This is a genomic window from Oceanispirochaeta sp. (genome assembly GCF_027859075.1).
GTDB lineage: Bacteria > Spirochaetota > Spirochaetia > DSM-2461 > DSM-2461 > Oceanispirochaeta.
Genome location: NZ_JAQIBL010000319.1, coordinates 1 through 24,424 on the forward strand (window position 1 = coordinate 1; position 24,424 = coordinate 24,424).

26 protein-coding genes are annotated in these 24,424 nt (G+C 46.8%); 10 read left to right on the plus strand and 16 right to left on the minus strand.

The features are described from left to right. From PF479_RS18125 to PF479_RS18135, 3 genes are all read left to right on the plus strand, one after another. Positions 1-1,425, plus strand: a 1,425-nt coding sequence (locus PF479_RS18125; RefSeq protein ID WP_298009674.1) for a hypothetical protein, incomplete at its 5' end; no start/stop codon positions are given. A 63-nt stretch (positions 1,426-1,488) separates the two neighbouring features. Then, positions 1,489-1,896, plus strand: coding sequence for a nucleotidyltransferase family protein (locus PF479_RS18130; protein ID WP_298009676.1), 408 nt, complete (start codon positions 1,489-1,491; stop codon positions 1,894-1,896). Further along, complete coding sequence (locus PF479_RS18135) at positions 1,893-2,300, plus strand: DUF86 domain-containing protein (RefSeq protein ID WP_298009679.1); 408 nt, start codon at positions 1,893-1,895, stop codon at positions 2,298-2,300. Before PF479_RS18130 ends, PF479_RS18135 begins: the two co-directional genes overlap by 4 nt. Positions 2,301-2,316: 16 nt before the next feature. Here the strand turns inward: PF479_RS18135 and PF479_RS18140 are convergent, their stop codons facing one another. Further along, positions 2,317-3,192, minus strand: coding sequence for a ribokinase (locus PF479_RS18140; protein WP_298009682.1), 876 nt, complete (start codon positions 3,190-3,192; stop codon positions 2,317-2,319). 261 nt (positions 3,193-3,453) lie between these two features. On the opposite strand from PF479_RS18140, the gene hgcA reads away from it, so the two are divergent. After that, entirely contained in the window at positions 3,454-4,428 is a 975-nt protein-coding gene (gene hgcA, locus PF479_RS18145; protein WP_298009684.1) for a mercury methylation corrinoid protein HgcA, read from the plus strand. Further along, positions 4,425-4,745, plus strand: a complete 321-nt coding sequence (gene hgcB / locus PF479_RS18150) for a mercury methylation ferredoxin HgcB (RefSeq protein WP_298009687.1) — start codon at positions 4,425-4,427, stop codon at positions 4,743-4,745. Before hgcA ends, hgcB begins: the two co-directional genes overlap by 4 nt. A gap of 29 nt (positions 4,746-4,774) precedes the next feature. Here hgcB and PF479_RS18155 read toward each other — a convergent pair whose 3' ends face one another. From PF479_RS18155 to PF479_RS18190, 9 genes are all read right to left on the minus strand, one after another. Then, a complete protein-coding gene (locus PF479_RS18155; RefSeq protein WP_298009690.1) occupies positions 4,775-5,038 on the minus strand; it encodes a hypothetical protein in 264 nt (87 codons plus the stop codon). Next, positions 5,023-5,211, minus strand: coding sequence for a hypothetical protein (locus tag PF479_RS18160; protein WP_298009693.1), 189 nt, complete (start codon positions 5,209-5,211; stop codon positions 5,023-5,025). Before PF479_RS18160 ends, PF479_RS18155 begins: the two co-directional genes overlap by 16 nt. Before the next feature lie 23 nt (positions 5,212-5,234). After that, the gene (locus PF479_RS20865) at positions 5,235-5,360 is read right to left on the minus strand and encodes a LacI family DNA-binding transcriptional regulator (protein WP_367277259.1); all 126 of its coding nucleotides are present in this window, start codon (positions 5,358-5,360) and stop codon (positions 5,235-5,237) included. Between the two features lie 131 nt (positions 5,361-5,491). Further along, on the minus strand, positions 5,492-6,130 hold the full coding sequence (locus tag PF479_RS18165; protein ID WP_298009696.1) for a PAS domain-containing protein: 639 nt from the start codon (positions 6,128-6,130) through the stop codon (positions 5,492-5,494). A 217-nt stretch (positions 6,131-6,347) separates the two neighbouring features. Then, complete coding sequence (locus PF479_RS18170) at positions 6,348-8,381, minus strand: transketolase (protein WP_298009699.1); 2,034 nt, start codon at positions 8,379-8,381, stop codon at positions 6,348-6,350. 93 nt (positions 8,382-8,474) lie between these two features. Next, positions 8,475-9,122 (minus strand): HAD family phosphatase, encoded by a 648-nt coding sequence (locus PF479_RS18175; RefSeq protein ID WP_298009702.1) that lies wholly within the window; start codon positions 9,120-9,122, stop codon positions 8,475-8,477. Positions 9,123-9,131: 9 nt separating this feature from the next. After that, on the minus strand, positions 9,132-10,565 hold the full coding sequence (locus tag PF479_RS18180) for a rhamnulokinase family protein (protein ID WP_298009705.1): 1,434 nt from the start codon (positions 10,563-10,565) through the stop codon (positions 9,132-9,134). A 15-nt stretch (positions 10,566-10,580) separates the two neighbouring features. Next, on the minus strand, positions 10,581-11,843 hold the full coding sequence (locus PF479_RS18185) for a zinc-binding dehydrogenase (protein ID WP_298009709.1): 1,263 nt from the start codon (positions 11,841-11,843) through the stop codon (positions 10,581-10,583). Positions 11,844-12,091: 248 nt separating this feature from the next. Continuing rightward, entirely contained in the window at positions 12,092-13,219 is a 1,128-nt protein-coding gene (locus PF479_RS18190) for an SDR family NAD(P)-dependent oxidoreductase (RefSeq protein ID WP_298009714.1), read from the minus strand. Positions 13,220-13,503: 284 nt separating this feature from the next. On the opposite strand from PF479_RS18190, the gene PF479_RS18195 reads away from it, so the two are divergent. Both PF479_RS18195 and PF479_RS18200 read left to right on the plus strand, forming a co-directional pair. Then, positions 13,504-15,423, plus strand: coding sequence for a long-chain fatty acid--CoA ligase (locus tag PF479_RS18195; RefSeq protein WP_298009717.1), 1,920 nt, complete (start codon positions 13,504-13,506; stop codon positions 15,421-15,423). A gap of 15 nt (positions 15,424-15,438) precedes the next feature. Continuing rightward, positions 15,439-16,008 carry a YkgJ family cysteine cluster protein gene (locus PF479_RS18200; RefSeq protein WP_298009720.1) on the plus strand — a complete coding sequence of 190 codons (570 nt, stop codon included), beginning with the start codon at positions 15,439-15,441 and terminating at the stop codon, positions 16,006-16,008. Here PF479_RS18200 and PF479_RS18205 read toward each other — a convergent pair. Then, positions 16,005-17,261 (minus strand): PHP domain-containing protein, encoded by a 1,257-nt coding sequence (locus PF479_RS18205; RefSeq protein WP_298009723.1) that lies wholly within the window; start codon positions 17,259-17,261, stop codon positions 16,005-16,007. The genes PF479_RS18200 and PF479_RS18205 overlap by 4 nt on opposite strands. Positions 17,262-17,533: 272 nt before the next feature. Here PF479_RS18205 and PF479_RS18210 point away from each other — a divergent pair, with 272 nt between their 5' ends. The 3 genes from PF479_RS18210 (at position 17,534) to PF479_RS18220 (ending at position 19,670) form a co-directional block, all read left to right on the plus strand. Then, on the plus strand, positions 17,534-18,079 hold the full coding sequence (locus PF479_RS18210; RefSeq protein WP_298009725.1) for a hypothetical protein: 546 nt from the start codon (positions 17,534-17,536) through the stop codon (positions 18,077-18,079). Then, positions 18,079-18,771 (plus strand): hypothetical protein, encoded by a 693-nt coding sequence (locus PF479_RS18215; RefSeq protein WP_298009728.1) that lies wholly within the window; start codon positions 18,079-18,081, stop codon positions 18,769-18,771. The genes PF479_RS18210 and PF479_RS18215 overlap by 1 nt, the downstream gene beginning before the upstream one ends. 110 nt (positions 18,772-18,881) lie before the next feature. Continuing rightward, a complete protein-coding gene (locus tag PF479_RS18220) occupies positions 18,882-19,670 on the plus strand; it encodes an FMN-binding protein (RefSeq protein WP_298009730.1) in 789 nt (262 codons plus the stop codon). A gap of 33 nt (positions 19,671-19,703) precedes the next feature. On the opposite strand, the gene PF479_RS18225 is transcribed toward PF479_RS18220, so the two are convergent. The 5 genes from PF479_RS18225 to PF479_RS18245 form a co-directional block, all read right to left on the minus strand. Further along, positions 19,704-20,432 (minus strand): tRNA-uridine aminocarboxypropyltransferase, encoded by a 729-nt coding sequence (locus PF479_RS18225; RefSeq protein ID WP_367277260.1) that lies wholly within the window; start codon positions 20,430-20,432, stop codon positions 19,704-19,706. Further along, a complete protein-coding gene (locus PF479_RS18230; protein ID WP_298009733.1) occupies positions 20,351-20,995 on the minus strand; it encodes a FadR/GntR family transcriptional regulator in 645 nt (214 codons plus the stop codon). The genes PF479_RS18225 and PF479_RS18230 overlap by 82 nt, the downstream gene beginning before the upstream one ends. Before the next feature lie 24 nt (positions 20,996-21,019). Then, positions 21,020-22,393, minus strand: coding sequence for a lactate racemase domain-containing protein (locus PF479_RS18235; RefSeq protein ID WP_298009736.1), 1,374 nt, complete (start codon positions 22,391-22,393; stop codon positions 21,020-21,022). 9 nt (positions 22,394-22,402) lie between these two features. Then, a complete protein-coding gene (locus tag PF479_RS18240) occupies positions 22,403-23,671 on the minus strand; it encodes an iron-containing alcohol dehydrogenase (RefSeq protein WP_298009739.1) in 1,269 nt (422 codons plus the stop codon). Positions 23,672-23,753: 82 nt separating this feature from the next. Next, the gene (locus tag PF479_RS18245; protein ID WP_298009742.1) at positions 23,754-24,398 is read right to left on the minus strand and encodes a GntR family transcriptional regulator; all 645 of its coding nucleotides are present in this window, start codon (positions 24,396-24,398) and stop codon (positions 23,754-23,756) included. Positions 24,399-24,424 lie beyond the last annotated feature (26 nt).

Here is a 24,424-nt window from a genome sequence, read left to right on the forward strand (position 1 = left end):
TGGCTCTCCGGCCTTCCGGCATCCAATCCGGAAGATGCTCGTGCCCGCCGGTCCCGGAAAAACAGAGAACGCCTCTGGCAGAGCCTCAGTCCCGAGCATCCGGGAACGGGCAAAGCTTACGGTTCTTTTGACCGTTACAAGAAAAATATGAGTGACCTGAATTATCTGGTCCAGTCCTCACTTCCCGGAAAGGAGGGGATCAGAATCACTCCGGCAGACCTTGAAATGAAGGACTGGTCTCCCCTGAATGAATCCGACCTGATTCAGGCCTGGGAGCATCCTGAATCCTCCCCTTTTTACCCCTGGTTTTCAGAACGCCTTTTTGACTTTCTGCCCTCCCATAACGGCGGAGCTGTTGGAATTTCTATCGGTTATCTCTCCCAGGCCCTCACCGGGATGGCTATCTGCGGTTACATCCGAAGAGAGCGGCCAAAAGTCCGGATACAGCTGGGGGGAGGACTCATCACCTCCTGGCTCAGAGGTCCGGCGGACTGTTCCTTCCTGAAGACCCTGGCCCATGAGATCCAGGAAGGTCCCGGAGAAGAGGCCATCGTGGCCTTCGCCGGGAAATCCTGGAAGGGTTCCGGTCTGGCCGATCCAGGGGATCTCTATAAACTGCCCTATATTGCTCCCGGCCCTATACTCCCCTACTCGGCCTCCTGCGGCTGTTCCTGGAAGCGCTGTACCTTCTGCAACGAACACTGGGAGAACAATCCCTTCAGCGAAGAGGGGGCATCAGGAGTGGTCAGGAATCTGAGAATTCTGACAGAGAAGCATAATCCATCCCTGATCCACATTACAGACAGCGAGATCAGCCTGGCACTGATGCAGAGTCTGGTAAAGAATCCCCCGGGAGCGCCCTGGTACAGCTTCAGCCGATTTTTCCCAATACTCACTGATTTGTCTTTCTGTCATGATTTAGCCCGTTCAGGATGCCGGATGCTCTGTCTGGGTCTGGAATCGGGGGATCAGGATGTGCTGAATGCCCTGAAGAAGGGAATACATCTGGATCAGGTGAAGGTCATTCTCGGGAATCTGAAGGATGCCGGGATCGGGACCTTTGTGTATGTGATGTTCGGTACTGCCGTTGAAGACCGGGATGCCGCCCTGAGAACCAGGGATTTTGTCCTTGAACAGCGGGGAAACATCGATTTCATCAATGCTGCAGTTTTCAGTATGCCCGTAATGAGCCGGGAACTTCAGGATCTGGAATCCCGGAATTTCTATGCGGGAGAGCTGTCACTCTACAGGGATTTTACCCACCCTCTGGGGTTCGGCAGAAGACAGGTGAGAGAATTCATGAGCCGGGATTTTCAGGGCATTCCTGAAATCAGAGAGATCCTGAAGCGGACTCCCCCTATTTTCACATCCAGTCATGCCCCTTTTTTTATTCCCGGATCTGACCGTCAGGCTTTCGGAAGATGAGAGTGAATCATGAGATTCAATAAAAACTAGCTTATCCTTGAGTGAAGTGATAGTATTAAAATCATGATAGAAAGCATAATCGGGTTGATTACATCTTCTTTACCTCAAGTACAATCCATCTATTTATTTGGATCACAGGCAGATGGCACCGCCGGTGAAAACAGCGATGTAGACATCGCTCTTCTCCTCCCCCCAGCAGATGCCAGGGAATTGGGAGAATTAGGTTTTTCAGATCTAAGGTTTGCCTTGGAAAAGAAACTGGCAAAATCTGTAGACCTCATCAATCTGAGACTGTCATCGACTGTATTCCAGAATGAGATTTGTAACCAGGGGAGACGAATATATTGCACAGACAAATATGAAACCGAACTGTTTGAAATGCTGGTCCTGTCCTATTATTGCAAACTGAATGAAGAACGCGGGGAAATCCTTAAGCAAGCCATTGAGAGTAAGAGATATTACGCTATATGAACGATGTCATTATAAATAAGACTGCCAGCATTCAGCGCTGCATTGAAAGGGTCAGAGAAGAGTACCAATTAGCTGGGGAACAATTCTCAAAAGATTATAGCCGGCAGGATGCTGCCATACTCAATTTAACCAGAGCCTGTGAACAATCCATTGATTTAGCGAACCATATCATAAAAATCAAAAAGCTTGGTATTCCAAACCGGAGCAGCGATAGCTTTGAGATTCTCGAAAACAGGGGAATCATTCCAGAGGATCTTTCTAATACAATGATCAAGATGACAGGCTTTAGAAATACAGCGATACATCAGTATCAAAAAATGAATCTCAAGATCGTTATATCCATCATTCATAACAATTTAGATGATTTACTCCATTTTACAGAATTGATGATGAATCTGGCTTAGTGATCCTGCCCTCTTACTAATCAAGCTCCCCGGCAAAGGGAATAGAATCCATAGCCCCCGGCCGGGAAACGGTCATGGCCGAGGCTCTTGTAGCCCGTTCCATGGCTTCCCGGTCAGTAAGACCAACCAGCCGGCCGGCCAGAAAGTATCCAAAGAAGGTGTCTCCTGCCGCGGTGGTATCCACAACGGGAGCATCCACGATGGGAACAAACTCCCGCCCTGAATCTTTCCCGAAATAGGCCCCCGCCTTACCGGCAGTTAAAAGGATACTCGTCCCCGGGTACATCCCGGTCAGAACCTGAAGGGTCTCTTCAAAACTCCCCGATTTTCCGGCTAGATCCTGTCCTTCAATTTCATTGACCACCAATAGATCCAGTTTTTCCAGAGGCCAGGATTTGACATCCTCCGTATAGGGTGCAGGATTCAGGCAGATCTTCATGCCCCGGGCATGGGCCTTTTCTATGATGTATGAGGTCAGGTTGATTTCATTCTGGAGGACCAGATAATCTCCTTCTTCAAAATGGGACAGGGCATCATCCACATCCGCCTCTGTGTTGTTCTGATTGCCCCCTCCAAACAGGAAGATTGAGTTCTGTCCCTGATCCGAAACCTGTATGATGGCCTGCCCTGTCGGCCCATCATACTGACGAACCAGATCGGTGCGGACATTGAATTTTTTCAAAAGATCCAGAAGCCAGAGTCCATCACTGCCGATGGTCCCGCCATGCCAGACAGCAGCCCCGGCCTTGGCAAGAGCCACCGATTGATTCGCCCCCTTCCCTCCGGCATATTGCTGCACATCAGAGGCGGAGATAGTTTCTCCCGGTTTGACAATATGGGGCACTTTATAAACGATATCGATGTTCAAAGAACCATAATTGAGTATTTTCATTTATCTATCCTTTTTTTCCCCGGAGGGCCTTTTGCCAAGGCTTTTTCTGCTGTTGTTCATAGGGTCACAGCCATAGAAAGAGCATAAAGCAGCCTGAACAGCACGTCAATTCGTTTATTAAACCTTTAGACTCTTTTATTAAACATAGAAAATCTGACCGAATCATAGGAATCTCCCTTCGGGGAGACTCATCAATAAATTTTATATATGCTATAAGATGAATATATCCTGAACAGAAATCAGAGAAAGGACAATGTAAACATGAGACAATTGGATTCCACCTGGCATCTCAGGGATTATCTGGGCGCCCTGTCAGCCCGTCTGGGGCTGAATCGGAATAATTACAAAATGCCTCCCGGCTTATATCATATGGGTAGTCCCGGCAAAGACAGCCCTGTCTTCGTCACAGCTAATTATAAACTCTCAGTGGATCATTTGAGACGGGGGCTCGGTGGGATGGATTCTCACATCCTGGTATTGGATACAAAAGGAGTCAATGTCTGGTGCGCCGCCGGCAAGGGAACCTTCGGCACGGAGGAACTCATCAAGAGGATCAAAACAGAAGCTCTTGAAAGTGTTGTAAACCACAGGACTCTGATCCTCCCTCAATTGGGAGCTCCGGGAATGAATCCGGGAGAGGTGAAGTCAGGCTGCGGCTTCAGCATTCAATACGGCCCTGTGGAAGCGAAGGACATTCCCGCCTATATGGAGAATGAACAGAAAGCCACCCCCGCCATGAGGCGTAAAAACTTCCCCCTCTTGGAACGGCTGGCTGTCTCTTTCACTCACTTTGCACAAGGGTTCTTTCCGAGTATTGCCCTGGCTCTGGCCTTTATGCTGCTCAATTATCTTCTCATAGATTCACCCCAGATATTACAGTCCATACAAATATCCCTGGCAGCCCTGTTTACAGGATCTCTCCTGGCAGCAGCCCTGCTTCCCCTGTTACCGGGAAAGGCCTTCTCCTTAAAAGGGTTTTTTATCGGTTTGCTGATATACCCTGTGGTCTCACTTATCAGCGGACCCATCCTGAACTTCCCGGAAGGACTTTACCCCCTGGGAAAAGCCATTCTTCTTCATTGCTGGATTGTCTATCAGGTCCTGAATCTGACAGGAAGCAGTACCTATACCTCCCTTTCGGGAGTCAAAAAAGAGATGAGTATTGCCGTTCCGATCCTCGCTCTTGCTCTTCTGGCCGGAGCGGCCTGTATGATCACGGGAGGATTGATTTTATGACTTATCTGGAAAACGGAGTCACCCTTAAACTGAATACGGATATTTGCATCGGATGCGGCATGTGCGGCATAGTCTGTCCTCACGGAGTCTATGTTTTTACAGACAGAAAAGCCGTGATTGATCAACGTGGGAACTGTATGGAATGCGGAGCCTGCATGATAAACTGCCCTGTGGAAGCCATTTTTGTGGATAAGGGGGTCGGCTGTGCGGCGGCAGTGATACAGTCCAAGCTGAAAGGTCGGAGTGAAATCAGCTGTGACTGCGGGGGACCGCCGGAAGAAGAGACTGACTGCTGCAAAGGCGGATGCTGCTGTTGAGGCGGTAAGGTTCACCACTACAGCCCGGCCTACCACTCGGCGATGGAACCGTCTTTGTGACGCCAGACTGGATTCTTCCAGTCATGGCCTATTTTGGCCTGAGACCTGACAAAGTCTTCATTGACTTCCGTGATGCCTCCGGCATGGGACAAGTCGGACTGAATGAGGGCTTCTTCAAAACTCATATTCCCCACAATTCCCCGGGCTTCTTTCACGGGATCACGCCCATGTACTGGAAGTATCAGAAGATCGATTGTTTTAGTTTTCAGCCATTGAATCAATTCAGGATACATGTGGTATCTCCCGCAAAAAACAGGGACTGTCCATCCGGCCGTTGCAGCCAATCGGCCAAAGAGTCGACTGATTCTCCCCGATGTTCTGTCCTGTATACCCAAGGGTCCAGGGCATACTTCTCCATTGCCTTAATATACCCCCTGAAACGCTCCCCCCATGGTATAAAACTCATCCCCATATCCAAAAAATCCAGTTTTACTGCATCTTAGTCGATTCTTCAACATAGCATGCTCCCTTCAATCCATGGGACACCGTTGTAACGGATACTCCGACTGAATGAGCCACATCTTTCATTGTTATTCGATGATTATTCTTGTTCATATTATGGGAAGGAAAACCTCTTTAACTCCATACCAAACGATTAGCCAATCGTTTAGTATCGTTTTCCATGGAGCTTTTAGATTGTCAAGTTCTGATCCAATCCTTTAGTTATGATACATAATAGAATTCTGCTAAGAAGTGCTGAGGTGAAGCTTCTTGAATAAGCTCTCGGATATTTCCGGATAGAGCTTCTGAATGCAGTCAGGGCATATCCCATGAGAAACCATCTCTCCAAGCAGGGATTCAATCTCTTCTGAAATGGGAATCCAATGATTCTTTTCAATTTGAGCCTTCTGGCAATTCGAGCATAAAGTAAGAATGGACTGAACAGAACTCCCTTTGTTGAATGTAGTATTTTTAAATAAATCTACGAGTGCAGAAATGGGAACTCCCGCGGATGATTCACTACCAAGATCGATGACAATGCCCCGTAAAATCTTGATGTCACCTTTATCATCACGATCAATGACGATACCACGGTCCATATACCAGTGATAACGTCCATCCTTCGCTTTAATTCTGTAATCAACCTGATATAGATCAGTTTGACCTCTTAATACAAGCCTCATGGCGTCCATTGTTTTTTCAAAGTCCTCTTCATGCAGGAGCTCAGTAAAAGTCTGATACCCTTGATTTCTAAAATCTTCTGGCTTGTAGCCAAGCATGGTCGCCTTCAGGTCATTAAAATCAACTTTGTTTTCAATGATATTCCATTCCCACCAGGGGAAGGGAGATTTCATAAAGATCTGATCAAGATAATTTTTATTCATATCTTTATTATAGCTCCTTTACTCAAATTATTGTAGGCATTTCAAATCAAGAGAATCGGATTGGGAAACTAAAACATACGGTTTATAGACACTTTGAGGTTCAGTAGCTAATTATTCATATAACCATTTAGAGAATCAGTCTTTATTGAATAATTGATGACAAAAAAACCCGCCCTTCTTAAAAAACGGCGGGTTCAAATATTTAACAATGTTCTTACTATTTTAGAAAATCCACAACCTGGTTGAAGACATTCTCGGCTGTGTAACCCAGTTTTTCATCCAGGACTCCTGCGGGAGCACTGTAACCGAAACTGTTCAGTCCGAAGACCTTGCCTTTCGTTCCAACCAGGCCCTGAAGAGTCACGGGCAGACCGGCGGTCATACCGAATGTAGCCACTCCCGAGGGAAGTACCGCTTCCGGATAGGAGGCTTCCTGATTTCGGAAAAGACCCTCGGAAGGAGCAGAAACAATCTGAACCTTCAAGCCTTTTTTCTCTTTCAGGAGAACCGCACCGGCAACAAGTGTGGATACCTCAGAACCGGAGGCCACAAGGACAACATCGGGAGTTCCCCCCGCTTCTTGCACAATATAGGCACCCTTTTCAGCCTTAAAGGCTTCGGTGGCTCTGTCACCGGAGGCAGCGGGAAGTTCTGTGATGTTCTGTCTGGACAGGATCAGGGCTGTAGGAGAGTTTGAATTCTCCAGGGCCATTTTCCAGGCGACAGTTGTTTCCTGTGCATCCGCAGGGCGGAGAACCAGGGTACTGTTTTTGTGAGAGTGATTCTGGAGCTTTTCCATCAGTCTGACCTGAGCCTCATGCTCCACAGGCTGGTGGGTAGGTCCGTCTTCACCAACGCGGAAAGCATCGTGTGTCCAGACATAAATGACCTGAAGTTCCATCAGAGCGGCTGTTCTCAGGGCGGGCTTCATGTAATCAGAGAAGACAAAGAAAGTTCCGCAGGCCGGAATGATACCGCCGTGAAGGGCCAGACCGTTACAGATGGCGGCCATTGTGAGCTCACACACACCGGACTGGAGGAAAGCTCCGCCGAAGTCATCTTTTGTGATGGCTCTGGTTTTGTTCAGGAATCCATCAGTCTTATCAGAGTTACTGAGGTCGGCAGAGGAAACGATCATGTTTTCTACGTTTTCAGCAAGGTACCCCAGCACTGCGGAGGAGGCGGCTCTTGTGGCCACTCCTGACTTCTGGGCAATGCCTTTCCAGTTCAGTTCAGGGAGCTTACCGCTGAAAAACTGTTCCAGCTTGGCAGCCAGGGCGGGATTGGCTTTGGCCCAGGCAGCCTGTTCTGCTTTTTTGGCAGCGGCTGCAGCCGTCTTAGTTTTGATGACTCCATCCAACCATGCTTGAACTTCAGGGAAGATGACAAAGGGTTTTTCGGGGTTTCCACCGAGGTTTGCGATGGTCTTTTCAAAGGAGGCTCCAGCCGCACTCAGAGGCTGACCATGTGTGGAGGTTTTTCCTTCAAACTTCTTGTCTCCTGCATCGACTGCACCCTTACCCATCGTGGTCTTACCAATGATGATGACGGGTTTTTTTGTCTCTGCATTGGCTTCTTTCAAGGCGCCCCTGATGGCATCCACATCGTTACCAACGATTTCCAGGACTCTCCAGCCCCAGGATTCATATTTTTTGGCCGTATCTTCAGAAGTCACTTCCTTAACGGTTGTAGATAACTGAATATCGTTTGAATCGTAGAACATGACCAGGTTATTCAGTCCCAGATTACCGGCAATTCGTCCCGCACCCTGAGAGATTTCTTCCTGAACACCACCGTCTGAAATAAAAGTATAGATCTTGTGACTCATCCAGTCACCAAACTTTTCAACCATAAATTTTTCGGCAATAGCGGCACCAACGGCGAAGGTGTGTCCCTGCCCCAGAGGTCCAGAAGTGTTTTCCACACCCCGGGAGAAATCCACTTCGGGATGACCTGGTGTCGGGCTTCCCCACTGTCTGAAATTGGAAAGTTCTTCCATGCTGTAGTGTCCGTAGAAGGACAGAATAGAATAGAGCATGGGGCTCATGTGGCCGGGATCAAGGAAAAAACGGTCTCTGTTGATCCATTTCCCATCACTCGGGTCAAAATTCAAAAACTCTGAAAATAGAACATTGATGAAATCGGCTCCACCCATGGCTCCGCCCGGGTGACCTGATTTAGCTTTTTCAACCATGGCGGCTGAAAGAATACGGATATTATCCGAACCTTTGTTGATTACTTCGTTACTCACTTGTCTTCCTCTTATTCTGACAGCCTTCGCGTGTATAGACAAAGGGTGTCGTTGTTTTGATTTTCCCATGATTTGATACAGTATTAAAGAATATTACCATTTTAAAACATCTGCGGGAACCTCTGATAAGTCCGAGGCAAACCAATCGGCACCGGATAATTCTTCCCTTGTAAAACTGCTGGTCAGAGCCAGACATCTGGCTCCTGCCGCCCTGGCAGCCTCTACACCGTTAACGGCATCTTCCACGACCAGGCAGTCCCGGGGGTCTACACCCAGCAATCGGGCCGCCATCAGATAGATGTCGGGATAAGGCTTTTTCCTCTCTAAATCCAGGCCGTTGACGCAGGCGTCAAAGCGGTCCAGAGACAGGCCAATTTCATTCATGGTATAGATCATTTTGTCTTTATCGGCACTGGTGGCCAGTGCGGTTTTCAGACCTTTTTCTCTGCAATCGCCGACAAAAGCGGCGGCCCCAGGCAGCTCTTTGAGACGCCCGACGATGATTTCGCCATAAATGGCATAGGTTCTGGCTTTGGCCTCATCAATACTGGCAAGTTCAAAATTGTATGCCTCGGCGACACCACCGAGGTATCGGTCTTCACCGGCACCCACAAAGGGAAGAAAATCTTCGGGTTTCACAATCAGACCTTTTTCTTCAAACATCTTCATGGCGGCTTCGCAGATGAATTCTTCCGAATCCGCCAGAACGCCGTCCATATCAAATAATACAGCTTTAATCATATGACCTCTTTAGTTTACCGGCTTGGGTTGATATTCCTTGATATCCTGAGTCTTCCTCAGAAGATCCCGTCCCTGCTGAATACTGCTGATCTCGCCTGAGGCCAGGATCTGTATCATGATATTCCCCAGAGCCGTTGCCTCTCCCGGGCCAGCCAGAACGGTTCGATTCGAGATTTCCGCAGTCAATTCACATAAAAGAGAATCCCGGCAGCCCCCGCCGACAATATACAGTTCATCATATTTTTTTCCCGTAATATCTTCCAGTGCCTCAATTGTGGATGCATAGGTCTCTGCGAGTCCCTGAAATATGCCCCGGACATACTCTCCGATGGAGGCAGGTTCTTTCCAACCGTTTTTCACACAGAATTTTCCAATGCGCTCCGGCATGGGATCGTCTATGGATGAGGGAGCAAAAAAGCTCTGATCATTAGGATTCAGATGCCACTCAACCGGCCCGTTGGAACGGGCCATATCAGAAAGCTCATCCCAGCTGTACTTCTCTCCATTCTCATCCCAGAAACGTTTGGATTCCTGAAGAATCCACATACCCATGATGTTTTTCAAAAGACGGGTTGTTCCTGAGACTGTTCCTTCATTGGTCAGATCATGACCGTAGGTTTTATCATTGATCACCGGGGTATCAGACTCCACTCCCAGTAAAGACCAGGTCCCGGAACTGAGGAATAGATTTTCTTTCCCCTCTTCCACAGGAACCGCCGCCACCGCCGAAGCCGTATCGTGGGCTCCCACAGCGACAACAGTCAGATTGGAGGGGGCGTTCAGTTCTTCTGCAATATGGGGAGCCAAAGGCCCGATCACAGTGCCGGAAGGAACGATTTCTTCGAAAATATCCGATGGAAGACCCAATTTTTTCATGAGTTCCACATCCCACTGTCCTGTATAAGGATTTAAAAGTTGAGTGGTGGAAGCATGGGTAAATTCATTTTTCATGACCCCTGTGAGCCAGTAACTCAGAAGATCAGGAATCGACAGATAGTGTCGGGCCGCAGCCAATACTTCAGGAGAGTCCCGCTTCATGGCCCAGAGCTGGTACAAGGTGTTGAACTGAGCAAACTGAATACCCGTTCTTTCATAGATTTCCTTTCTGGGAACGACCTTGAGAACCTCCTCCATGGCAGAATCTGTCCGGCTGTCCCGGTACATATAGGGGTTGCCGATCAGATTTCCGTTTTTATCCAGAAGACCATAATCCACACCCCAGGTATCAATACCGATACTCACAATATCTTCGGGATAGAGGCGGACAGCCTCTTTGATCCCCTTTTTGATTTCGTTGAAGATGGCAAGGATATCCCAGAACACACTATCTCCCAGACGGATATTCCAGGTAGGAAAGCGATTGGTGGCTTCAAAGCCCTCCAGATTTCCTACAATGACCCGGCCGTTTGAAGCACCCAGGTCAACGGCAATGTATTTTTTCATAATATGCTCCCTCTTTTAAATTGAATCTGCCTTGTCGAGGAGGTATTTTTCTGCATCCACATTCCACAGGCCGTTATGCTTCTTAACCAGCTTATCCAGTTCTGCATAAAAAGGATCACTCTTCCCTTTTTCTTCTAAATCAATCAGGGCTGTGAGAGGCATCTTCTTATGGTTGTAAATCAATTTTTTACCACCGGGGATTTTGGGAAGATTCAGAGTTGTTTCCACAACCGCATCCAGGCCGCCCACATGGGTGATCATAGCCGAGGGATTCAGAAGACCCTTGCCCATCATATCCAGAGATTCTTTCATATCCTCAGTGTTTCCACCGCTGGTACCCACAATATGGTGAAAGGAGTAATGAACATCATAGAAGTTCAACTCCGCCTTGAATTCCGTATCGGAAGGACCTGCAAAAAAGTTCAGACAGCCGTCTTTGGTCAGAATCTTGTCACCCTGTTCAACCAGGGGACGTACGGGAGCCATAACCAGAACATCATCAAAACCTGCACCACCGGTTTCTGCCATCAGCTCAGCAATGGGGTCGGCACAGTCCATGGTATTTTTATACACCAGTTTCACACCGTTTTTTGCCGCCTCTTCTACGGTATAGATTGATGCCGCTCTTTCCAGGCGGGCATTATCAATATCCGTAACAACCAGAACACCCGGTTTAACAGGAGCATGGATAGCATAGTCGATGGCACCGAGACCCATAGGACCGACTCCTGCCAGGATCGCAAGATTGCCCCCCTCCCGGATACCCATATCATGAATATAGGTTCCCTGAGGTATATGGTACATGGCATGATAGGTTCCCACGATGCAGGACACAGGTTCACTCAGGGAGCCCATAAAGTAGGCTTCACCCTCATAGGCTAAAAGGCAGTTCATTTCCATCACTTCATTGGGAATGATGACCTGAGTCGCATCTCCTCCGATATACTGAAAGGAGTAGCCCGGAGCATCCAGTGAACCTTTATAATTCAAAGCCGGCTGAATAGAAAACTTCTGCCCCGCCTTAAACTGTCCCGCCCATTTGGAACCCACTTCCAGAATTTCTCCGCAGAACTCATGACCGATAATAATCGGATTCTGAGCCACATCATCAGGAACCCGCTTGTGTTCCGCTCCCTGACTGGCCGCCTTATAAGAAGACATACAGATACTGTCAGAAATGACAGTCGCCAGAATCTCATTATCTTTAAGTGCAGGAAGTTCAAACTCCTCCAGCCTCAAATCACCCTTACCATATAATCGAACCGCTTTTGTTTTCATAAAAAATCTCCTATAAATTACTTTGTCCAGAGGGCCACGCCGCCAGGCAGGCCCGATCATATTAACTGCACTGCTTCAGTAACTCTCCAGCTCAGGGCCGAAGGGTCACCCGGACCGCCAAAGGCCAGTCCGTGAATAAACCCCGCATTAAAGATATTGGAGGGATATGCAAGGCACCGGCCAGCGACGCGTATTTCAATACGCGAGCCGGGCGGTAACGCCGCAGATCCCCCAAGATCTTTAATGGGTTAGTTCAGCATGACCTGGCCGCCCGTCACCGGCACCGCCTGACCTGTCTCATACTTCTGATCTACAATATAAAAAATGGCTTTAACCACATCCTTCGTCTCACATCCCCGTTTCATGGGAACCTTGTCTTCATAGAACTTCCGCACATCCCCCAGGGTTTTGGCCCCCGGGACTTTGCCGGCCTTCAGGTACTGAACAAAAAGCCCCTTGTCTGAATCAGACCAGAGGGGTCCATCCAGAAAATTTCCAGGACAGATAGAGTTGACTTTGATGTTGTCTGTGACCAGTTCCAGGGCAAAACTCTGGGTCAGACCGAGGCTTCCGAACTTGGCTCCCGCATAGGCACCGTTCTTGTTGGACCCCTCCAGACCGGACTTTGAACTGATTCCAATGATGTCAGTAAAATATTCAGCTGTAGGCATATTCTGGATGGACATGAGGCGAGAGGCAAATTTAGTACAGATAAAAAACCCCGTATAGTCCACATCCGTGACAAACTGAAAGTCCCGGAGGGTCATCTCTTTGACGCTTCCCGCCTTAAGAACCCCGGCATTGCTGATAAAGATATCCAGGCCGCCCGTGCAGCGGGCCACCTGATCCATCATGGCTTCTACAGATGTTTCATCTGTAACATTCACCTTCAGGGCAAAGGCTCTTGTGGACCCCTGCTCCTGATTCAGAGACTCTGCCAGACGGGTTGCCCCATCGATATTCATATCGGCAATATAGACATAAGCTCCCCCAGTTACTAGCTCCCGGACCATGCCTTCACCAAACCCCTGTGCTCCACCGGTCACCAGGGCTACCTTGTCTTTAACAGCAGGGACCTGAACTGATTCGCTCTCTGAAGGGAATACAAAATCCTTTTTTTCCACCCGGGCGACGGCCTCATCATAACAGCCGGCCAGAACAAAATTTCCGTCCCCGCCGCATGATATCAGATCCTGATCGGACCACCGGGCCTTCAGAAGATCCAGGAGCTCCTGTTCCCCCTCAGGGAGAAGCCCCAGATCGAGACTATTCCCTGAAGGGCTGACGCTGGATGAGGTATGAAAAACGATTTTTCCTTTTTCCCCATCAAAACTCAGCCCTCTGATAAAGGCCGCAGCCCTACTTATTTTATCCACTTATAACTCCTGATAATTTCAAGAACCCTCGATAGCCGCTAAAAATGGCAATTTCAGGCTCAATATTTTCTATTTCCTATCTTTTGACTTTCATAAGACCTTCGATTATATTTCAATACTCTTTTTAAATCAATTAAAAAATAGTGTTTTTACGAAACAACAGCACCTATTCACCGAAGCCTGAGAATGATCCTGAATACTGGACTCAGCGTTTTTATTGACATCTAAGCAACAGCTGTTAAAATCAGTCTAATACAAAGTCTAATACCCGGAGAACAATAATTATGAGAACCGTACTCAACATGCTCAGCCAGGCGGCAACAAACTATGCGAACAATCCCTATGTCGTACAGAAAGAAGACAACGGCTGGGTTCCCAAGTCATTCCAGGAGGTGGAAATAGAATCGGCTTTTTTCGCCAGAGCCCTTATTTCCAGAGGTTTCAGGAAGGAAGATAAGATTGCCATCTTATCCGAAGGTAGAAGAAACTGGGTCATCAGTGAGTTCGGGATTCTGAAAGCCCAGTGCATTGCGGTTCCCCTTTCCATCAAACTTCTGGAAGAAGAAATCCATTTTAGACTGAACCACTCGGAATCCACCGCCATTGTTGTCTCTGAAAACTCCCTGGATAAAGTATTGAAGATCAGAGAGAAACTCGAGAACAAGACATTGATCATTGTCCTCAGCAACTTCGGGGGAGACGTCCTGACAAAATCGACATCCCTGGGACTGGTAGAGGGAAAAGACATCGTCTTGTATGCGAGCTTTATCAGAGACGGAGAGAGCAGTGGAGAAGCCACATCTGTCGAGCTGGAGAAACGCCTGAAAGATGTAGGTGAAAACGATGTCGTGACCATTTCCTATACTTCTGGTACAACAGGGAATCCAAAAGGGATCATGCTCACCCACTTGAACTACTTTGCCAACAGCGCTGATGCGGTCAAGCTCTTTTATATTCCCGAAGGGGCCAATACTCTGATCATCCTTCCCCTGGATCACTCCTTTGCCCACACCATCGGACTCTATGTCGGACTCCGGCGGGGTCTGGCCATGTACTTTGTGGATGCCCGAGGCGGAGGCATGGCCATCCTGAGGAATATTCCCGGAAATCTTATAGAAGCCAAACCCTACTTTCTCCTCACAGTGCCGGCTCTATCGGGAAACTTCATGAAAAAAATCCAGGCAGGTGTGGCAGCCAAAGGAGCCTTTATCAATGGCATCTTTACAAGAGGAGTGAATGCGGGGATAAAAATTAATAAAGACGGTTACAAAAAAGCATCCCGGGCCACAAGACTGCGGTATGGCTTCGATTACTTTCTGGCAAAAAAGCTGGTATTCCCCAAAGTTCTGAATATTTTCGGGGGAAGTCTTGAGTTTTGTGTTGGCGGCGGGGCCCTTCTGGAGGTCAGCCAGCAGGAATTCTTCAATGCCATAGGAGCACCCATCTATCAGGGTTACGGACTGACCGAAGCCACGCCGGTGATCTGTACAAATACACCTCCCAGGCACAAGTTCGGAACATCCGGTGTGGTTCTCCCCTCCATCGAATGCCGTATCATGAAGGATGATGAGAATGAGGCAGAACCCGGAGTGCCCGGAGAGCTGATCATCCGGGGAGAAAACGTCATGAAGGGATACTATAAAAATACGGAAGCCTCGGATGAAGTACTCCGGGACGGATGGCTCTGGACGGGAGACCTCGGTTATTTTGACAAGGACGGGTTCCTGGTCATCACAGGACGGGCAAAAGCCCTCCTCATTGCCTCTGACGGTGAAAAATTTTCACCCGAAACCATCGAAGAGGCGATGATCAATCACAGCCCCTATATTCATCAGATCATGGCCTACAATGAACAGAGAAAGTTTACCAGCGCTCTGGTCACCCTGGATGAAGAAGAAGTGAAAAAAAGCATCAAAGAGAAGGGAATCCAATCTGCTGAAGTGCTTTTAGATATTCTGATTTTGTCTTTTAACAGTTTTAAGGATAAAACCAGCATCCCTTCTCAATGGATTCCAGGTAGTTTTTGCCTTATCGAAGAAGCCTTTTCTGAAAAAGATCAGCTTATCAATTCAACAATGAAACTGGTCCGGTATAAGGTCAGGGATTTTTATAGAACCCAAATCGAAGGGATGTATGAAGAGAGTGGATCTGATATAAATAAAGAAGGGAATTTGAAGGTTCTGAAAAAGTTATTTAATCTGTAAGAACAGGAGCCGCACTTGGATATTCAGAAGATTATCGGCAGTTACAGAGAGGTCCTGGAAGATGTCAGCCTGGAGGCGAATCGCCTTGAGAAGCAATATGAAGAGTATATGGTCTGCCGGAAGGGTTGCTCTGACTGCTGCACCGATATATCCCTCCTCCCCCTGGAATGGTATGCTCTCAGGGAGAGGGTGAGAGCTTCAAAAGAACCCTTTATCCAGGAGAGACAACCCGGCTCCTGTGCCCTGCTCAAAGACCGGATTTGTTCCTTCTACCCCTCTCGCCCCCTCATCTGCCGCACCCATGGACTCCCCCTGCTGTATCTGGCCGAAGAGTATGACAAGCAGGGTGATCAGGTGGAAAGTGAGGAACCCGACTGGCAGATCAGCTGGTGCGATCTCAACTTCACCACTGTGTCAGAAGAGACCATGGAAGAGATATTTGATCCCGAAGACGTTCTGAATATGGAAGAATGGAATACAAGACTCAAAACATTGAATCTGGATTTCCTTGAAACCAGAGAGGGAGCGCCCTTCCGGGAAAAAAGGCGTATACCCCTCCAGGAGATCTTCAAGGAATTCTCTTAAAGACTGAAATCAGTCAGTTTAACAATACCCTCAGGATGATGTTGATCCATTTTTTCTCCCCATTGTCCGTACCGGAGAATCCGGTCATTCAGACTCAGAGAAGCCAATGGATTATCCTTATGAAAGAGGCTCCACCGGGGATTAATGGCCGTTAGTTTTTCATGAGCAATTAAGGCCCAGGTCGCAGTAATGAGGTGTGAAAACTCACTCTGCAGAATTTCAGGGCAGTTAAAGCTCTGCCTGGATGAATTGATATCCACTCCGCTTATTTCCATCAGCTCATACTCATGACACAGCCTCTGAACCCGCTGCAGCTGGGCCAATGTATTCCTGGGAGGCATATATGAAATCCCCTTGAAACCGATCTTCTTCATTTCGGGAATCAGGTCATCCAGAAAATCATCTTCAAATTTTTCCGCCTTTTTGTCCCCTGTGGGACTCTCACTGACATCTCCCAGATAGGCATAACAGGGAATAGCGCCAATATCATTGGCAAATTGAACAACCCTATAGACAGAAAGACACTCCTCTTCATCGGGTTGGATGAAAAAACGGGGCATAAAACTCCCCTTCAAGATTCCCAGAAGGTCATAAAGATAATGGGGATTTTCATCCTCCAGAAGGAAGTCCCTGATTTTCCCTTTAACCTTCAAATCCATATTATTTTCAATAAAATCAACGAGGCCCTGTCCTTTTCCGTATTTGGATACCAGGGCTCTGGAAAAACCATAGAGGATATGCCGTTCGGTGATGCTTCCCCCGTCTGCAGTTTCGGAAAGTGAGGCAATATCACGATCAAAATCAAGGGCTGCCAAGCCAAAAGGGAGTATCAGATCATTCAATCGTGCTGTCTGTTCCCGGTTTCTCTGATTTCGTTTGGCCTGAAGTGGTTTTAAAAACTCTTCCACATCCCCGATTTTTGACTCAGGAACACCATGGACAGTCATATAGACGATATTAGCCGAATCCGGATTATTCATCTTGCGCCCTTCCAGGGCCGTTCCTGTGAAATTGACCCGGAGCTCAAAACCGACTGTGGTGGCAGTTCCCAATATTTTACCAGCTTCCAGTGTTTCCCTGGCGGCGCCTATACTGTCATGATCCATGCTGCCCACAGCCTTTAGCCCTGCTTTTCTGGCAAACCAAACAGAGGCGGCCGGAGAATAGGGGCTGAAGGAATAAGTGGTATGGACATGATTATTGACTTCCTGTGATTCGGCCGGAAGCAGAGCCAGAGCCTCGGGATCTTCCATAAAACTTTTTAATACTGTCTATCTGGCTTCTGAAGTATTCTGATTTAACTGTTTTAGCTGGTATTCTGAGGAATAATTTTTCATTGTCTTTCGATACCTATTCTTTTTGATTTCATTACTGTATTTATTGTATTTCACAATAGAGGATCATACAAGACTGGGAAACATGATCTTTATAAAGAAATCACTCTCAACCTTTTGCATTTCCATAAATGAACTATTATTATCTAGAATATGATAGTATTAGTCCTGATTTATATTGAGGAGATAAAATGAATCTGATCAAAAAATGGTTTCTTATCCCGGCGGCCTTGACCGCACTGATGATTCTTCCCCTATCTTGTGCCTCTGCACCGGAAGCAGCCGTGGAAGAACCCGTGGAAGAACCCGTGGAAGAACCCGTGGAAGAACCCGTGGAAGAACCCGCTGCAGCAGAAGTTGTTGCTGAAAAGGTAGAGGCTGGTGGTGGGATGGAAAAACCGGAAGCTTCGACTGAAGCAGTTGATACAGCCAGAAAAACTGCAGAAACAGCCCGTCAAAAAGCGGTAGCAGCGAAGGCTCCCAAAGCATCAAAAGAAGAATTTGCAAAAGCAGAAGAACTGAAGGCATCTGCCGACACCTTTGCGGCGGCCAAGGATTACCCAAAGGCAGTAGCAAGCTATACCGAAGCAACAGCGGCTTATAATGATTCGGCAAGCAAAGCCGATCAGAAAAAAGCAGAAGCTATCGAGGCTATGAAGGCTGCAGATGATGCCATTGCCAAAACTGAAAAGAATGCTGATGATGCCACCAAAGAAGCAACTGAGGGAGAACAGTGATGAGAACAAATAGAATAGTATTCTTGATAATCCTGTGTTTCCTGGCTGGTGGTTTGTTTGCTCAGTCTCTCAAAGATAATCCTGACTATAGAAAATCAGTTGAACTCAAAAGACAGAGTGAGATTTCCTTTGAAGAGGGAGATTACCAGGAAGCCAAAGAGCTGGCCGAAGAATCTCAGAAATATTCGGCCCTTTCGGATCAAGGGATCGCCATGATGCTCAGTCGCTATAAGGCGAACAGTGCTCTCAGACGATTTGAAGCATCTTTGAATTCTGCTACAAAAATAAATGGCGAGAAGAATTTCCCTGATGAGTTTACCCAGGGTAAGGCCCTGTATGAAACAGCCTATAAGCAGTTTCAGAATGAAAGCTATGCTGACAGTTATATGACATCCCTCAAAGGGATAGAACTGCTTTCTGTCATTATATACATCCCTAAAGAGGGAACAGCTCTTCCTGCCCGCTATGTAGTCAGAAAGTATAATCTCACTAAAGACTGCCTGTGGAATATCGCTGGATATGATTTTATATACGGCAACTCCTGGGATTGGAAACTCCTGTGGAATGCCAACCGGGACAAACTGCCCCAGCCGTCGAACCCCCGCCTGATTCTGCCGGGAATGGTGCTGGAGATTCCTTCGAAATCCGGTGAAATCCGAAGCGGCACATGGGATAACGGCACAATCAAATAATCTCGTAAACCCCTGGTTCTATATATAAATAGATTGCGAATATATGAACCAGGTTTTATACTGTAAAAAAATGACATGTACTAGCTGCAGCTAGACTCAGGAGACAGTGAATGAAGAAGAAACTTATTTTAATTTCAGTATTCTTAATTATATCTACTTCCATTTTTGCTTTGAATCAGAAAGACGGCGTTTATTTTGCACAGGAAGATAAATTCCCCGATTCCGGATGGAAATACAATGTGACCCTGGTTGTTAAAAACGGAAAGATAACATCAGTCAGTTGGAACGGTTCCAACATCAATGCAGGAGATCCTAAAATAGTTGTTTCCAGGGATGGACGCTATGGAATGGAAGCCAAGGGCGGAGCCATGGCTCCCTGGTGGAAACAGGCTCAGGCTGTAGAAAAACAGCTGATCAAGTCACAGGATATTTCCAGTATCACCCTGTCCGACAAAGAAGGACACACCGATGCGGTTTCAGGAGCATCGATCCATGTGGCCCCCTTTGTCAATCTTGTCAAAGCCGCATTGGCAGCCGGTCCGATTGGTTATGGACCCTACAAAGACGGCGTGTACAAGGCGGAAGAGGCTGCTTTTGGCCACGGATACAAATACTTTGTTGAAGTGACTGTTACATCCGGTTATATTGTCGCTGTCCATTGGGACGCTTATGCCGAAGACGGTGGAACAAACAAAGCCCAGAGATCGAAGGACGGAGAATACGGCATGCAGAAAAACGGCGGATCCCTGGCTCCCTGGTGGGAAGAAGCCCGCATAGTGGAAGACAAGGTCCTGAATTCACAGAGTGTGGGACAGCCCGATGCCATTTCCGGCGCCACGATTGGTCTGGACCCCTTCTATACCCTTCTGACCAAAGCTCTGACAAAAGCGAAACGCTAGAAAGCAGTGTTCATGTTATGAAAAAGGCAACCCTCAGGGGCTGCCTTTTTTTTGTGCATTTTCTGAAAATCGCTGGTTTCTGCATTCCATCTGAAAACGGTTCAATTCATCAAAAACCTGCATCAAACCTTCGATGGAAGTATCCTTAAACCCAATTCCGCAGGCCTGCAGTTCTTTAATCAGGTAATAGGTCGATTCGATGGTGGACAGACAATATTCTGCGGGCTGTGTTTTAATATGAAACCTGGATATATAAGATTGATCAAAGGATAAACGGGGCAGATTCTGCAGAACAGGACTTCTGTACATCATTTTTCTGGCCATGACCCATGTCGCATCGATCAGGAAAACCAGCAGTTTCTTTCCCTGCAATGAGGCTTTAAAATCATATGCCCCCGCTGTTGAGGCATCCTTTCCCGGATAAAGAACCATGGGGTGATATTGTTGAGAATCCAGGAGTTCCCGAAACCGCCTGTTCTGATCAAATGTTTTATCGATGATGATTTCAGAATCTGTAAGACTGAGAGATGTCAGCCTCCCCGTTCCGGTTCTCTGTTTGTAGGCTTCCCAGGGATGCATGAGGATTACAAATTTAATACCCGTGTCTACAGCCTGAATCATGGAACAGTAACAGTGTTCTTTGGGACGGAAACAGCGGAGGCAGTTACGGGACTCGGTTTTCAGAGGTTTTTCCAGAGAGCCATGGTCTTCACAAGATGCTTTTTCATGGCAAATTCTGCCTTTTCCGGATCCCCAGCTAATATAGAGTTCAGAATATCCCGATGTTCAAACAGAGATTTTTCTCGGGATTCCAGTAAAAACCAGTTAGTTTCCTTCTGCTGGACATATAAGAATATTCTGATATTTCTCAGTGTTCTTTCGAGTACCAGATTACGGCTGATCCTTGCTATTTCCATATGAAACATAAAATCCGCATCCGTATAAAGTTCCATATTGCCCGATTGAACAGCCTCTTCCAGAAGCTTAGCCAGCTCTTTCAGATTATGTGCACCATCCTCACTCAGATGCTCTGCTGCCAGGCGGGCGCAGTAACTTTCGATCAGGATACGAGTCTCAAACATCTCCAGAAAAATGGTATCCCCATGATTCAAAAAGATCCCTCTTCCATGATGCATGGACAGGATACCCGTCGACTCCATGGATTTAAGGATCTCTCTGATGGTTACAATGGATACACCAAACTTTTCAGCAAAAAATGAGGCCGGGGGCAGCTTGCCATCTTCTGACTTGGGATGCTCCAGCAGAAGATAGGACAAGAGTTGTTGTGAGATTACATCTTTTGGTTTAAAGACATTCTTTTGCATGAACATACTGTAAACCAAATTACTTTAAACCACAATTCCATAAGGACCGTCAGACATCCAGGCTATCCTGATATTCTCACGTCCTTCTTTTTTCAGCTTTGCAATCAAGGTCGTCAGACTCAACTGCAAAAAGAGGGGGATATTGCTGTCGAGAGTTTTATATTTGTTTTCATCCGGCAGATATTCATTCCCGTTGACCCCGGAGAGGATCTCATAATCCTGTTCATCAATCTGGGGTGCATAATATATAAAGTGATCCTGAGGGATAATCTTGAAAAGTTTGGACCACATCTGCACCTGCCACTGATCCGGAACGAATGTCCAGTCCGGTGATTTCAGTATATTGATAAACGCCTCTGTACTTTTTCCTTTTAAGTAGGGCAGAACCTGTCGGTACGTATCTTTCCCGATGGGATCCCTATCAATACAGTCCGCTCCGAGAATCAGATAACTGTCTTTATTCATAAGGGGCATCGCAGCTGTTCCGGTCTTTGCCGCCTGATAATGGTTCTTTCCGACAAAACCGGCATGAGTCACGACAATATCATAGGGTCCTGAATTAACGATGCCCACACTGTCTTTCACCTTTTCATAGGCGGCCAGATGGGCCTTAACCATATCTCCGGCAAAAAATCCGGTCACATCATAATTGTGATTCAAGGTCACGTTGAATATAAAGTCCGCTCCTACCGTAGAGGCTACATCCAGAGCTTCTTCATGACAGGGATTATTCTCGAGGATCAGGTCATCTGAATACACACTATCCAGATTCGGAACACCATGAAATATAAAAGTGGAATCCTCACCAATCAGTCCAGGGCAGATAGATTTCCGCCCCCCTGAAACACCGGCCATAAAATGGCTCTCCACCAGTCCGGTGAGTATTTTTATATGGGCAGCCACATATTTTTTATTTATCTCTATCCTGGTGCCTGACTTTGAATAACCCAGAAATTCAAGATTATCCACATCCAGACAGTCATGGTTTACAACCCTGATACCAAGGCTGAATACGGCTGGATCAATCATATCTCTGAAAACCGAATCCGCCAGCGGGATATGTGTGCCGTTGGCACAAAGAACAGTGATCTGTTCCACCTTGACTCCCCCGTCCATCAGTATACGGATCAGGGGCATCAGAATTCCCTGCTCCCCCTTCAGGGGCACAGGTCTTGTGTTATCGGAAATGACTATGACAGCTTCTCCACCGGGATTTTCATCCACTTTCTTTCTGACTATTTCAGAAAAACTTTCCGTACCGATAGGATTTTCCAGGCAGTCACGAATGGCAGCTTCAGGATCAGCCACTTTATCAGCGCCCTTCATCTGTAGGATATCTGTATTTTCAGGGAGTTCTACACTAAAATGTTTGTCACCCAATTCAAAAGAAGTTGTCATAGTTGGTCCTCACAAGTTTTTAATTAAGGAAAGATCTCCGGTTTTCGCAGCCCGGAGAATGGGACCCATATACTCATCGATAAGATCAGCATTAAGGGGAACGGGCATGTTCTGAAGCTTCATCTTCAACTGAGGATTTTTAGCCGCAGTCAGAGCTCTTTCAATATGTCCGTCAGTAAATCCGGCAACTTCTCCCAGAGTCAGAGGGAAGTTGATCTTACGTGCCAGAGCAAACATGGCTTCAGCAGCAGCTTGGCCCAGATCTTTCCCGGAGAGAGATTCAAAATCCACGGTGGCATAACCATAGGACTTGAAGATATTCCCGACAATGCGGAGTTCTTTTTCTACGGCAGGAGCAAAGAAAACTGAGTAGTAGGGATTCATGATGGCACAGGCTCTTCCATGAGACAGTACATCTACTAAAGAGAAGCTGGTCAGGTGACCGCCATTGGTTCCACCGACCATAATGGCATATCCGCCCAGATCTGTCGCCAGACAGAGGGCATCTCTGGAAGCGGTGTCTTTAGGATTGGCAATGACTTTTGGCAGGTATTCAACCACCAGAGAGATCCCGACTTCTGCAATTTTTTGACACTGTTCATAACTGTCGGTACCAACTGAGCTATAGTACACTTCGAGACAGTGGGCAATACCATCAAGACCACCGTCCATGGTCACTCCCATGGGAAGCCCGTAAGTTACAGCATAGTCAAACACTGGATGAGAAGGCACGATGGCAGGGTCTACAACCAGTTTTTTCTGGCCTGATTTCACATCGGTGATATTGGCATACTTGGTTAAGTGAGCTCCCGAAGAGGCCACTGTTTCGATGGCGATATGGGGACACAGTTTTACACCTTGTTCTTCGCAGGCTTTTGTTACAAGACCAACACCGAAATAATCTTCGATCCCCCCCCCGAGGGTTCTCAGAACTTCTGCTGCTTTGGCCGCATCAATGGTACTTCCACCACCAAAACTGACGATTACATCCGCTTCTGATTCTTTTAGAGCATTGGATATACGGCTCAAGTCTTCAAGGGGACAGTTCGGTTTGGCACCGTTTTCTTCTTTGACTACTTCAACTCCGGCCTTTTCTAGAGACTCACGGATGATACTTACAAATTCTTCACTACCGGGAAATACATCCCGGATGATAATTGCCTTTTTACCCAATTTCAGGGCAACATTACCGACATCCTTGAGGACACCAGCGCCAAAAAGGTAATCATCCCCTTTGAATGCTTTTAATAAATCTTTGGCTTTATCCAGATTTGTCATATTTCCTCCTATAAATATAATCATTATATGATTAGTTCTTTAATATTAGTTACATTTTTAAAATAAAGCAAGTCATGAATGATTACTTGAGGTGGAGATTACTGCGCATGGTGTCAATGTTTTCGGAAATGGCCTTTTTGGCAGCCTTTGTGTTTTTAGTGCGTATCTCTTCCAGTATGATTGTGTGCTCCCTCAGGGTCCTTTCATTCTTTTCTTTGGGATGGATTTTCTTTTCCTTGCTTCTGGTCTGGAGAAAAAAGGATGAAAGCTCCTGGAGCATTGTATAGAGCTTCTTATTACCCGATAGTTCAGCAATTAGAAGATGGAATTCACCATCCAGTTTATTACATATATCGTACTTCTCTTTTTTTAATCTGAATTCAAATTCTTCCAGAGCATCAGAAAGCTTCCCCAGCTGTTCTTCCTGAATTGTTTTGATGCAGGTTTCTACAGCCAGTTTTTCAAGGGCAATACGGATATCAATATAATGTTCAATCTCTTCATTACTGGGATCTATCAGATAGAGCCCTTTTCTGGCTTTACTGATGATCAACCCTTCAGAAACCAATCTGTTAATGGCTTCACGAACGGGAGTTCTGCTCATGGAGATTTCATCAGCAAGATGATCTTCCCGGATTCTGCTGCCGGGTTCATACTTACCCTGGATGATCTTTTCTTTGATCATATTATAAGCAACTTCGTTCAGGCTTTTATGTTGATTGTTCATTTAAATAAAACTCCAATATACTATTA